The 12096-nt window shown below is 32.8% G+C and carries 11 protein-coding genes, 1 tRNA gene, 1 other RNA gene and 1 pseudogene; 10 read left to right on the top strand and 4 right to left on the bottom strand.

The annotated features are described in order from the left end of the window. Window positions 1–9: 9 nt before the first annotated feature. Window positions 10–1244: pseudogene (locus tag HMPREF0391_RS03785) on the top strand (IS256 family transposase). Window positions 1245–1403: 159 nt separating this feature from the next. Here HMPREF0391_RS03785 and HMPREF0391_RS03780 read toward each other — a convergent pair. From HMPREF0391_RS03780 to HMPREF0391_RS03770, 3 genes are all read right to left on the bottom strand, one after another. Beyond that, window positions 1404–1727: an IS3 family transposase gene (locus tag HMPREF0391_RS03780; RefSeq protein WP_196218488.1), complete on the bottom strand. Its 324-nt coding sequence runs from the start codon at window positions 1725–1727 to the stop codon at window positions 1404–1406. A gap of 98 nt (window positions 1728–1825) precedes the next feature. Then, complete coding sequence (locus HMPREF0391_RS03775; protein ID WP_002835558.1) at window positions 1826–2245, bottom strand: helix-turn-helix domain-containing protein; 420 nt, start codon at window positions 2243–2245, stop codon at window positions 1826–1828. A gap of 87 nt (window positions 2246–2332) precedes the next feature. After that, complete coding sequence (locus HMPREF0391_RS03770; protein ID WP_002835557.1) at window positions 2333–3493, bottom strand: iron-containing alcohol dehydrogenase; 1161 nt, start codon at window positions 3491–3493, stop codon at window positions 2333–2335. A gap of 229 nt (window positions 3494–3722) precedes the next feature. Here HMPREF0391_RS03770 and HMPREF0391_RS03765 point away from each other — a divergent pair, with 229 nt between their 5' ends. Next, complete coding sequence (locus HMPREF0391_RS03765) at window positions 3723–4055, top strand: hypothetical protein (protein WP_002835556.1); 333 nt, start codon at window positions 3723–3725, stop codon at window positions 4053–4055. 240 nt (window positions 4056–4295) lie between these two features. On the opposite strand, the gene ssrA is transcribed toward HMPREF0391_RS03765, so the two are convergent. Then, window positions 4296–4657, bottom strand: a transfer-messenger RNA (tmRNA) gene (ssrA, locus tag HMPREF0391_RS09325). Window positions 4658–4764: 107 nt separating this feature from the next. Between ssrA and rpiB the strand changes: the two genes are divergently transcribed. From rpiB to HMPREF0391_RS03725, 8 genes are all read left to right on the top strand, one after another. Then, window positions 4765–5217: a ribose 5-phosphate isomerase B gene (rpiB, locus tag HMPREF0391_RS03760; protein WP_002835555.1), complete on the top strand. Its 453-nt coding sequence runs from the start codon at window positions 4765–4767 to the stop codon at window positions 5215–5217. Between the two features lies 1 nt (window position 5218). Next, entirely contained in the window at window positions 5219–7846 is a 2628-nt protein-coding gene (gene polA, locus HMPREF0391_RS03755) for a DNA polymerase I (protein WP_002835554.1), read from the top strand. Beyond that, a complete protein-coding gene (gene coaE / locus HMPREF0391_RS03750) occupies window positions 7833–8441 on the top strand; it encodes a dephospho-CoA kinase (RefSeq protein ID WP_002835553.1) in 609 nt (202 codons plus the stop codon). Before polA ends, coaE begins: the two co-directional genes overlap by 14 nt. Then, window positions 8438–9079 (top strand): lytic transglycosylase domain-containing protein, encoded by a 642-nt coding sequence (locus HMPREF0391_RS03745; protein ID WP_002835551.1) that lies wholly within the window; start codon window positions 8438–8440, stop codon window positions 9077–9079. Before coaE ends, HMPREF0391_RS03745 begins: the two co-directional genes overlap by 4 nt. Before the next feature lie 29 nt (window positions 9080–9108). Then, window positions 9109–9194, top strand: a tRNA-Leu gene (locus tag HMPREF0391_RS03740). 28 nt (window positions 9195–9222) lie between these two features. Continuing rightward, on the top strand, window positions 9223–10551 hold the full coding sequence (gene rsxC, locus HMPREF0391_RS03735; RefSeq protein WP_002835550.1) for an electron transport complex subunit RsxC: 1329 nt from the start codon (window positions 9223–9225) through the stop codon (window positions 10549–10551). A 3-nt stretch (window positions 10552–10554) separates the two neighbouring features. After that, window positions 10555–11526, top strand: a complete 972-nt coding sequence (locus HMPREF0391_RS03730; protein ID WP_002835548.1) for an RnfABCDGE type electron transport complex subunit D — start codon at window positions 10555–10557, stop codon at window positions 11524–11526. Further along, window positions 11523–12095: an FMN-binding protein gene (locus HMPREF0391_RS03725; protein ID WP_002835547.1), complete on the top strand. Its 573-nt coding sequence runs from the start codon at window positions 11523–11525 to the stop codon at window positions 12093–12095. The genes HMPREF0391_RS03730 and HMPREF0391_RS03725 overlap by 4 nt, the downstream gene beginning before the upstream one ends. Window position 12096: the final 1 nt, after the last annotated feature.

The raw sequence follows: 12096 nt of genomic DNA, 5'->3' as shown, positions 1-12096 counted from the left end.
ATATCCAAGATGTTAATTGAAGAATATCAACCAGAAACAATACAAGATCTTCAAGAAGCTTTGAAAGCTATTCTAGGAGACACAATGGAACAAATGTTAAAAGCAGAGTTAGATGAACATCTAGATTATGAATATGGTGAAAAACCACTGTCATTAAACACAAGAAATGGCTCAAGCAAAAAAACAGTTAAATCATCATACGGAAACATAGACCTAAACATTCCACGAGACAGAGAAGGATCCTTTGAGCCACAAGCATTGAAAAAATATCAAAAAGACATATCAAACATAGAAAACCAAATAATATCTATGTATGCAAAAGGAATACCCTCGCCTAATAATATCATAAACTCATTTCATTCGTTGGATATTATTGGCTGGGGCAGGCCCTGACAACAAGAGACATATCAACACACATAAAAGAAATCTATGGATTTGGAATATCAGAATCCATGGTAAGCAAAATAACAAATAAAATACTACCAACTATTGAAGAATGGCAAAATAGACCATTAGAAAAAGTATATCCATATGTATTTTTAGATGCACTACACTATCGTGTAAGAGATAATAACATAGTAGTAAAAAAAGCAGTATATATAGCACTAGGATACAATACAGAAGGATACAAAGAAATACTTGGAATGTGGGTAGGAGAAAATGAATCAAGTAAATACTGGCTATTGGTATTAAATCAATTAAAAGAACGAGGATTAGAAGATATATTAATAGTCTCAACAGATAATTTATCAGGATTTAGCCAAGCAATAGAAAGTGTATATCCAAAAACAGAAATTCAAAAATGCATAATTCATCAAATAAGAAATTCAACAAAATTCGTATCATATAGAGATATAAAAGAGCTAATGAAAGACTTAAAAACAGTATACAAAGCATCAACAGAAAAACTAATACTAAGTAATCTAGATATATTTGAAGAAAAATGGGGCAAAAAATACCCAATGTGTGTAAATTCATGGAGAAACAATTGTGCTGAATTAGCAACGTATTTCAAATATCCAGAAGGAATAAGAAAACTAATATATACAACAAATAGCATAGAAAATTTTAATAGACAACTTAGAAAAATAACAAAAAACAAAACAATATTTCCAAGCGACTACGCCCTACAAAAAAGCTTGTATCTAGCAATGGTAGATGCTTCAAGTAAATGGACGAGTAGAATAAGAGGATGGGATCAAATATTGTCACAACTATCAATATTTTTTGAAGGCAGAATCTAAATTTTGCCATAAAGATAATAAAAAATTCAATTAGGTAAAAAGGGAGATTTAAAAAATCTTGACCTTTTAGTTTAATTGTGCCAAAATTAGGTTACAAATATCTGAACTTTCAGATTTTAGTAATAAAAGTATATTTTAAAAAAAATAAAAAATATCAGCTCACAACCTATCAGGAGGAGCTGATACACAAAACTTTTCACATACCCTAACCGTGTCAGTTGTTATTTGTGTGTATGGTTTTTCTACTTTAAAGTTTCTTTTTATTTTGTTGTCTGCTATTTTTCCTACTTGTCTTTTGTAGGATGAGTATTTTCTTGATTTTCTTGAAAAATTTTTTACTTGAAGTTTTAGTTTTTGAACTAATCTTTGTACTTTCTTTTTGTTTATTTTTAGTCCTAATCTTTTTAACATCGCAGTTATTCTTCTGTATCCATAGTTTGGATTTTCTTTTCTAATTTTGGGTATTTTGTTTTCTATTTCCATATCTTTATTTGGTCTATTTAAGCGTAATTGCCAATACATATATGTTGATTTTGGAAGATTGAAGTATTTTAACAAGTCTTTTAATTTGTATTTACTTCTTAAAATCCAGATTGTTTCAGTAATTGTCTTATTTCTGCATCTGTCATTTGAGAAAATTCTATCTTTTTTTTAATTGCATCATTTTCTAATTGAAGCCAATAGTTTTTTTCTTCTAATTTCTTTATTTTTTCTTTTAATTGTGCCTGTGTTAATGAATTATCTTCTAAATTAGTTAATTTTTCTGATGAATATACTTTGATATCTTTTGATTTATTTGTTGACTTTGGCATTTTTGAAGGTCTTCCTCTCTTTTTGGGTTTTAGTCCTTCTATGCCTTGTTTTCTAAAGTCATTTACCCATCTTATTGCTAAAATTTTATCAGGTATGCAATGTTTTTCTGATAAATATTTATATGATATGCTAGATTTTAAATATTCTTTTACTACTTTTACTTTAAATTCTGTTCTATATTTTGGCATTAAAAACTGACCTCCTCAAGTTAGTTTTTAGGTCCAACTTTTGGGGGTCAGTTCAGATTTTATACATAAATTATTTTGCTATTAAATTTATTCTGTTATATCTTCGCCTTTGTAAGCGTGAGTATATATCATTTTAACTATTTCTGGATTTGATTCACGAGGATTTGTCAAAGTACATGGATCTTCGTAAGCGTTCTTGCTCATTTCATCTAATACTTCGTCAAATTTTTCTTTGTTAAATCCGAATTTTTCTTCAACTTCTTTTAGTGTTGGTGGAATTCCAACTTTCTTAGCTAATTCTCTAACAGCGATTGGATAATCTTCAACGTTCAATTCTTTTTCAATCCAATCAACTTTGTCAGTAGCTTTTCTGTTAAATTGTGTGATGTATGGAAGTAGAATTGCGTTAGCAAGTCCGTGAGTAATTCCAAATTCTCCACCAATTTTGTGTGCTAATGAGTGAACTAAACCAAGTGAAGCTGATGTGAATGCGATACCTGCCATTGTTGATGCATTATGCATTTTTTCACGAGCTTCCATATCGTCAGGGTTTTCGCAAGCTTTTGGCAAATATTCGAATACCAATTTCAATGCGTGAATTGCAAGTGCATCAGTATAATCGTTAGCGATGTTGGAAACTAATGCTTCAGTTGCGTGTGCTACAACGTCCATTCCAGTGTTTGCTGTAACAGATTTTGGCATTTTAGATGGTAAAACTGGATCTACTATAGCGATGTCTGGAACGATGTGATCAGATACTAATGGGTATTTGATGTGTTTTTCTGTGTCAGTGATTACTGAGAATGCTGTGATTTCACTTGCTGTACCTGAAGTTGATGGAATGCCGACAAATTTTGATTTCTTACGAAGTTCTGGAAGAGATCCTGGTTCGATGATATCTTCGAATTTTAATTCAGGATGTTCATAAAAAGCCCACATACATTTTGCAGCGTCCATTGCAGAACCGCCACCTAATGCTACAATCCAATCTGGTTGGAATTCTTGCATTTTCTTAGCGCCTGCTTCAACAGTTGTAACTGATGGATTTTCTTCAACGCCGTCAAAAACACATACTTCCATGTTTGCTTTCTTCAATTCTTCACAAGCTCTGTCTACGAAACCGTTTTTCTTCATAGAGTTTCCGCCTGTAACTATGATTGCTTTCTTACCTTTTAATTCACTTAATTTTGAAAAAGCTCCTTCTCCAAAGTGAATAAAACCTGGAATATGAAGTACTCCATTTGCCATAATAAATCACTCCTTTTGTAATTTGTACAAAAACTTATACGTTTCTGCTATAATAATATTATATCAATATTGGAATCGTTTAGTCAAACAAAATACAAAATATTTAACGAATAAAACGTATTATATTAAAGTATTTTAGCGTGACAAATAACAACGATATTTTAAAACGTAGTTTGATAATTTGAAAAGCGTTTCATAGAAAATGGAAAAATAAAAAAGGGGGAATAAAATGTCAGAAGAAAACAAAACAAAAAACGTGAAGAAAAAAATATGGATTATTTTGGTAGTTGTACTTATTTTTTTGGCGTCGTGCAGCGCGTTGGTGTTCAAATCAGCAGGTTTTCAAAGATTTAAGAAAAATGTAAAAAGTGAGTACAGCGGTGGAATCAAAAGAGAGATCATAATTTACAACGCAGAAGGAAAAGAAATTTTCAAAAAAGAAGGCAAATTTGATTTTACATACGATGACAAATGCATCGAATACATTGATACGCAAACCAATTTAAAACACAACGTGTTTGCGGGGGATAATTCGACGGTTATAATTAATGAATTGAAATAATAAAATTTTGGTATTAAATTTTAGAAATAGAGAGTTTAGCGACTCTCTTTTTTTATATTCAAAATCAGACTTGAATATACAAGAAACTGTATAAAATCAGTGCAGAAAAATTCTTACCGAAAGTTTTACCGAAAAATTTTGAAAAAACTTGAGATATTTAGATGAAAATACCGACATTAAGAAAATAAAAAAGCCCATTTATCAACGTTTTGAGTTGTAATGAGCTAATTTTAAAATATATGGTGGAGATGAGGAGATTCGAACTCCTGTCCAAAAATATATCCCTAAGAACTTCTCCGAGTGCAGTCAATTAAGTTTTATTCGTCGACCAAAATTTAATTGACAAAACTATGATCGATATATCCTCTTAAATAATCTCATATACCAGAGGAAAATATACGAGATGTTCCTGCTCATTAGTTGAGATTCAAAAAGAAAACGCAGGACGATTTTCTAGTTTTTGAATCGGCCGCCGTTATTAGGCAGCTAATGCGAAGTTATTATCTTCAGCGTTTATATTTAGTTGTCCTTTTTTTACGTTTGTAGACGAAAACGACTCGCTATTCAAACTTCAATATCCCTGTCGAAACCAAGACATCCCCATATTTTTGTAACTATATTTTACCATAAAATGTGTAATTCTTCAAATAATTGATAAATACATGAACATATTATAAAATGTAATTAATAAAATATTTGGAGGTTTTTTATGAAAATAGCAATAGCAGCCGATCACGGTGGATTTGAATTAAAAGATTCAATGGTTGAATATATAAAAAGTTTGGAAAATGAAGTTATGGATTTGGGAACAAATTCTGCTGATTCTGTTGATTATCCAGATTATGCGAAGAAAGTTTGCGAAGAAATCCAACAAGGAAATTCTGATTTAGGAATTTTGATTTGTGGAACAGGAATTGGTATGAGCTTGGCAGCAAACAAATTTGAAGGAATAAGAGCAGCATGTGTGTCTGATGTATACAGCGCGAAAATGAGCAGAAACCACAACAACGCGAACGTACTTTGCATCGGAGCACGTGTTATTGGAGATGAGGTTGCCAAACTAATCATCAAAACTTTCTTGGAAAATGAATTCGAAGCTGGTCGTCACCAAAGAAGAGTTGACAAAATAATGGCTTTCGAAAAAGAAAACAAGGGATTATAAAATGTCAAAAAAAGCTTTAATTATTGACGGTTCATCGCTTTTATTCAGAGGTTTTTACGCTATCCGAGATTTGACTACAAAAGACGGCATTCACACTAATGGTGTGTTTGGATTTATGAATATGTATTATTCTGTGATGGATAAACTCAATCCAGATCTTGTGGTTGTATGTTTTGATAGAAAAGAGCCAACTTTCAGACATGAAAAATATTCTGAATACAAGGGCAATCGCCAAGAAACTCCAGAAGAGCTTATTGTACAATTCGATATGCTAAAAGAATTGTTACAAGCGATGGGAGTTTCATACATTGATTTGAAAGGATATGAAGCAGACGACATTGCAGGAACTTTGGCAAAACAAGCTTCATCAAAAAACTATGATGTGTATTTGTTGACTGGTGACAAGGATTATCTTCAACTAATCGACGACAACACAAAAGTTGTTCTTACAAAAAGAGGAATTACTGAAACAAAAATCTACGATGTAGATGCTTTAAAGGAAGAATACGGAATTACGCCTCAACAAATGATTGATTTGAAAGGTTTGATGGGAGATAAATCGGACAATATTCCGGGTATTGATGGCGTTGGCGAAAAAACTGCTCTTAAATACATTCAAAAATACGGAAGTATTGAGGGATTGTACGAGCATGTCGATGAAATCTCAGGCAAGAAAACTAAGCAAAAAGTCATCGATGGAGAGAAAATTGCATATTTAAGTAGAGAACTTGGAACGATTAATACAGATGTTCCAAAAGATTTGATGGGATTTGTAATCGATGATTGTTTGATAAAAGAAGCTGACAATGAACATTTGATTGAAGTTCTTACAAAACTAGAATTCAATAGTTTTATCAAAAAACTTCCAAATGAAGAATCCATTGAAAAGTTCGAATATGAAAACTTGGATGAAAATGTAGAGGAAATTAAAGCTTATATTAAAGAAAACAAAAAGTTTACTTTTGCATTGTTCAATGATGATTACTATGTCGACAATGAGCCTGTGATTTTTGCGATATATACTGATAAGGTGTATATAACTAGAAATGTAGACATTGTAAAATCATTTAAGGAAGAATTTGAATCAAAAGATGTTAACAAGCTTTCATTTGATATCAAGCCATGCATATATCATCTGATGCGATATGGTATCGACATTTCGTACAATTACGATGATGTTGTCATTATAGAATATTTGCTCGATCCATCCAAGACAAGTTATAGTATGGAAAGATCTGATCCGAAAGTTATCGGTTATGATTTCAAATCCTTGGAAGATATTACAGGTAAAGGCAGATCCAAGAAGACTATTTTGGAATCAGACGAAAAAGAAATCGACAATTACATTGTTAAATACATGATGTTCACGAATAAATTATACGAAAAGATTTCAGAAATCGAAGAAGAGGATATGATGCATCTTTACAGAGATGTTGAAATTCCTTTGATAAAAGTATTATGCGATATGGAATTTACTGGAGTTTGTGTCAAGAAAGAAACTTTGGTTGAGATGGGAGAGCTTTTCGAAGATGAGATAAAATCAATCGAAGACAGCGTTGAAGAACTTATCGGCAAGAAAATCAACATCAACTCATCAAAGCAATTGGCAGAAGTTTTGTTTGAGGATTTGGAACTTCCTGTGATAAAGAAGAACAAAACAGGTCCATCGACAGACCAAGAAGTTTTGGAAGCTTTAAGTGGTAGACACGAAATTATCGACTACATTTTAAGATACAGAACTATTGCTAAGCTTAAAACAACGTATATTGACGGAATGGTGGATTTAATCAAAGAAGACGGCAAAATCCACACTACATTCCAACAAACTATCGCACAAACTGGAAGAATTAGCTCCACTAATCCTAATTTGCAAAACATTCCTATCAGAACTGAAGAAGGAAGACTTATCAGAAAAGCATTTGTTCCAAGCCAAGGAAGTGTTCTGTTGGATGCGGATTACTCTCAAATAGAGCTTAGAGTGTTGGCTGATTTGGCAAATGATGAAGTGATGATTGATGCATTCAAAAATGGTGCAGATATTCACAGGAAAACTGCCAGTGAAGTGTTCAAGGTTGATTTTGATAAGGTAACTTCACTTCAAAGATCCAATGCAAAAGCTGTAAACTTTGGTATTGTTTACGGAATTGGCGATTATTCTTTGAGCAAAGATTTGCACATAACTAGGAAAGAAGCCAAGGAATACATCGAAAATTATTTGGACACTTACAAGGAAATCAAACAATACATGGAAGATATAGTTGCAATTGGCAAAGAAAAAGGCTACGTTGAAACTATTATGAAGAGAAGAAGATACATCCCTGAATTGAAATCCAAAAACTACAACGTGAGAAGTTTTGGAGAACGTGTGGCACTTAACACGCCAATTCAAGGATCTGCAGCGGATATTATAAAAGTTGCGATGGTGAAATTCTACAATAGATTGAACGAAGAAAACCTAAAAGCGAAGCTAATCTTGCAGGTTCACGATGAGCTTATTGTTGATTGTCCAGAAGATGAAAGAGAAAAAGTTCTAGAAATTATGAAAGATGTAATGACACATGCTGTTGATTTGAAAGTCGATATGAAGATTGATGTTAACAGTGCAGATACTTGGTATGATGCAAAATAAAAAAATCATCGTAGTTTGTGGCAATATCGCCAGTGGAAAAAGCACGGTGTGCAGAAGAATAAGAGAAAAAGGCTTTGTTGTAATAGATTTGGATGAGATTACTCACCAAATCTATGAACAAGGTACAGAACTTTATTACAAACTTATAGATGAGTTTGGCGAAGAAATTTTGGACGAAAATTCTAACATCGATAGGAAGAAACTTTCCAAACTTGTATTTAATTCAAAAACATTACTAAAAAAACTTGAAGAATTGACACATACTGATATAATATTAAGAGTAGTAAAAAGAATTAAGAAGGAAAAATCTAATTTGATTTTTCTAGAAATTTCTATGTATTTGGAAAGCAAAAATTTGATTGACAAATATATCGATGTCGACGAAGATTGGGTAGTTGTAGCTGATAGAAATATCAGAATTCAAAGGATTATGGATAGAAATAACTTTGACTACGAGACTGCAGTTACAAGAATTAATTCTCAACTAGATTATGAGAAAAAAATTAGTGAGTTTGACGAAGTTATTGTAAACAATACGGCTGAAGCTGATCTAATACTTACGGTTGACAAACTAATAGATAGGAAAAAATTATGAAATTTATTAAAAGATTTTTAATCACGATTATTTCTATTATTGTGATTGTGTTTTTAGTTGGATTTGGCGTGAGTGCTTATTCAACTATGACAAGACCAGTGAAATATGTCGATTTGGTTAATACATACGCAAAAGAATACAACGTGGATCCACTTTTGGTTATGAGTGTGATTAAAGTAGAATCTAATTTTGATCCAAGTGTAAAATCAAAAGCGGGAGCTTTGGGGCTTATGCAATTGATGCCAGACACTGCTGAAAGTATTAACAATATGAGAAACACTCACTTTACAGTGGAAGATTTGAAAAAACCAGACAAGAATATTGAAATGGGTACGGCTTATTTGTCATATTTGTTGCATCATTTCAAAAATCACGATTTGGCGATTGCTGCTTACAACGGTGGAATTGGCAATGTAAAAGAGTGGTTGTCGAACGAATCTTTTTCAAAAGATGGTCAAACTTTAGACGATATTCCATCTTCTGAGACTAAATATTACGTTGTAAAGGTTGAAAACCAATACAATATTTACAAAATTTTCTACGAAGATACTAAGCTTGAAGAAAATATGCACAAGAATTTTAAAGTTTGGGCTAAAAACTACATTAAATTAATCAAAAATATTATTAACAAATATTAAAAGACCTTTGTAAAAAAGGTCTTTATCACGCAGGGGTGGTGGAATGGTAGACACGCTGTCTTGAGGGGGCAGTGGGAATAATCCCGTAAGAGTTCAAGTCTCTTTCTCTGCACCATTTTTTATTTTATTAAAGGGGTGAAAAAATGAGTTTAGAAAATCTGACTTTTAAAGGCGGATTTCACATGGATGATCATAAATCCTACACTCAAAATTGTCCTTTAGATACAAATTTTGAACCTAAAATGGTTTATATCCCATTGCATCAACACATTGGTGCGCCTTGTACACCTACAGTAAAAGTAGGAGATGAGGTCAAAGTGGGCCAAAAAATTGGTGAATCTAAAGCGACTATTTCAGCACCTGTTCACAGTTCAGTTAGTGGAAAGGTTATGAAAATTGAGCAGATGGTATTGTCAAATGGTCAAAAAGGTGAAGTTGTAGTAATCGAATCAGACGGTTTAAACGAATTAGGATACACTGAAACTAATGATGATTTCACACAATTATCAAAAGAAGTTATCCTAGAAAGAATAAAAGAAGCTGGTATAGTAGGTTTGGGTGGAGCAGGATTCCCTACTCACATTAAGATGAAGAAAAAACCAGATGTAAAAATCGAAGAAGTAATCTTAAATGGGGCAGAATGTGAACCTTATTTAACTAGTGACCAACTTAATATGGAATTATATCCTCAAAAAGCAATCGGTGGATTGAAAATTATCATGAAATTGATGGATTGCGACAAAGGATACATAGGGGTTGAGGATAACAAACAAAAAGCTATCGGAATTTTGAAAAATGCCGCAAAGGATGAAACAAATATTTCGATTTGCGCTGTTAAAACTAAATACCCACAAGGTGACGAAAGAAGACTTATCAATGCAATTACTGGTAAGAAGATTTCGAAGGCTCAAAGATCAAATGAAAGAGGAGTTCAAGGTTTGAATATTTCAAGTGCTATGGCGATTTACGATGCTGTAGTTCATAGTATTCCTTTGACTCACAGAATAGTTACAATGACAGGTTCAGCTATCAAAGAACCTAAGAATATTTATGTTCCAATCGGTACTAAATTCAAAGATTTAGTTGATTATTGTGACGGATTCAAAGAAACTCCATACAAGATTGTAGTTGGTGGACCTATGATGGGTGCTTGTCAATACAATTTAGAAGCTCCAACTGTTAAAACAACAGGCGGAATTATTTTCATGAATGAAAAAGATGCAACACTTGCTTCTCCAGAACCTTGTATTAAATGTGCTAAGTGCGTGGATGTATGTCCTATCGGCTTATTGCCATTGTTCTTGCAATTAAAATCATTGAATGGTGATTTTGAAGGAGCAGAAAAAATGCATTTGAATGATTGTATAGAATGTGGTACTTGCAGCTATGTTTGTCCATCTAACAGACCATTAGTTGAAGCAATTGTACACGCAAAGACTCAATTAAAAGCACAACAAAGGAAAAGGGGATAGTCTATGGAAAATAAAGAAATTATACAAAAAGAATACGACTTATCTCATTTAATCGTAGAAGCTGCTCCTCATCAAAGAAGTGCAGTATCTATTCAAAGAATTATGCTTGATGTTATCATCGCTTTAATTCCTGCTTTGATAGTGAGTGTTTACGAATTCGGAATGAGAAGTTTAGTTTTGGTATTATCAGCAGTTATAGCTTGTGTATTATCAGAATATTGTTATCAAAAAATAATGAAACAACCTTCTACAATTAGCGATTTATCAGCTGTTGTAACAGGTATGCTTTTGGCTTACAACGTTCCAGTTACTTTGCCAATTCCAATGATTGTTATAGGATCGGTATTTTCAATCATAATTGTAAAACAATTATTTGGAGGAATTGGTTCAAACTTCATGAACCCTGCATTAGCAGGACGTGCTTTCTTGATGGCAAGTTGGGCACAAGCAATGAGTAACTACACTGCTCCACTAACACAAAAAGCAGTGGACGCTGAAAGTTATGCGACAGTTTTATCAGGTGGTCAACCAGTTGGTTTTATGAATGCCATCATAGGACACATGGGTGGTACAATCGGGGAAGTAAGTGCAATAGCATTACTTATCGGTGTAGCTTATCTATTATACAGAAGAGTAATCAATCTTAGAATTCCATTAGTTTACATCGCAACAACATTTGTTACATTACTTATTTGTGGCGTAGGAATTAAAGATGCATGCATGAACATATTTATTGGTGGTTTAATCTTGGGTGCATTCTACATGGCTACAGATTATTCAACTAGTCCAGTTACTCCAAAAGGACAAATTATATTTGCAATTGGTTGTGGTTTCTTTACAGCTATCATAAGACAATTTGGTAACCTTCCAGAAGGTGTATCTTATGCGATAATCTTCATGAACTGTGCAGTACCATTTATCGATCAATATACAGTTCCAACACCAATTGGTAGAGGAGGTAAACAAGGAATATGAGAAGTTCAATAAATTTAGCTATTAGATTGTTTATAATCACAGCAATTAGTGCGGTAGTACTTGCATTTGCAAACCAAGTTACTGAACCAATAATAGAAGCTAAGAGATTAGAAAATTATCAAAAATCTTTAAAAGTAGCTTTTCCTGAAGCGGAATCTTTTAAACCACTTGATGAAGCAAAAATTAAAGATTTAAAAGCAAAAGACGAAAACTTAGATGACGTACAAGAAGCTATCAAAGGTGGAAAACCTGTAGGTCATGTATACAAAGCAATTGGAGCTGGTGGATATTCAGGAAATGTTGTTTTCGTAGTTGGTGTAGACAATGAAAACAAAATCGTTGGATATTCAATTCTTGAATCACAAGAAACTCCAGGAATCGGAAGTAGAATTGGAGATCCTGAATTCGTAAATTCAGTTATTGGAAAATCTATGGAAAAAGAATTATCAGCTGTTAAAAAACCTGAAGCTGACAACGAAATTCAAGCTCTAAGTGGTGCAACATACTCCACTACAGCAGCCAAAAACGCATTGAACGTATCTCAAAAAGCTAATGCGGGATTAAAATAGG

The organism is Finegoldia magna ATCC 53516, assembly GCF_000159695.1.
Classification (GTDB): Bacteria; Bacillota; Clostridia; order Tissierellales; family Peptoniphilaceae; genus Finegoldia; species Finegoldia magna_F.
This window is presented reverse-complemented; position numbering and strand designations above follow the sequence as displayed.

Excerpts from the sequence above, each read along its gene's own strand:
- HMPREF0391_RS03780 (WP_196218488.1), bottom strand. The coding sequence starts at position 1,727 with ATGGAAATAGAAAACAAAATACCCAAAATTAGAAAAGAAAATCCAAAC.
- HMPREF0391_RS03775 (WP_002835558.1), bottom strand. The coding sequence starts at position 2,245 with ATGCCAAAATATAGAACAGAATTTAAAGTAAAAGTAGTAAAAGAATAT.
- HMPREF0391_RS03770 (WP_002835557.1), bottom strand. The coding sequence starts at position 3,493 with ATGGCAAATGGAGTACTTCATATTCCAGGTTTTATTCACTTTGGAGAA.
- HMPREF0391_RS03765 (WP_002835556.1), top strand. The coding sequence starts at position 3,723 with ATGTCAGAAGAAAACAAAACAAAAAACGTGAAGAAAAAAATATGGATT.
- rpiB (WP_002835555.1), top strand. The coding sequence starts at position 4,765 with ATGAAAATAGCAATAGCAGCCGATCACGGTGGATTTGAATTAAAAGAT.
- polA (WP_002835554.1), top strand. The coding sequence starts at position 5,219 with ATGTCAAAAAAAGCTTTAATTATTGACGGTTCATCGCTTTTATTCAGA.
- coaE (WP_002835553.1), top strand. The coding sequence starts at position 7,833 with ATGATGCAAAATAAAAAAATCATCGTAGTTTGTGGCAATATCGCCAGT.
- HMPREF0391_RS03745 (WP_002835551.1), top strand. The coding sequence starts at position 8,438 with ATGAAATTTATTAAAAGATTTTTAATCACGATTATTTCTATTATTGTG.
- rsxC (WP_002835550.1), top strand. The coding sequence starts at position 9,223 with ATGAGTTTAGAAAATCTGACTTTTAAAGGCGGATTTCACATGGATGAT.
- HMPREF0391_RS03730 (WP_002835548.1), top strand. The coding sequence starts at position 10,555 with ATGGAAAATAAAGAAATTATACAAAAAGAATACGACTTATCTCATTTA.
- HMPREF0391_RS03725 (WP_002835547.1), top strand. The coding sequence starts at position 11,523 with ATGAGAAGTTCAATAAATTTAGCTATTAGATTGTTTATAATCACAGCA.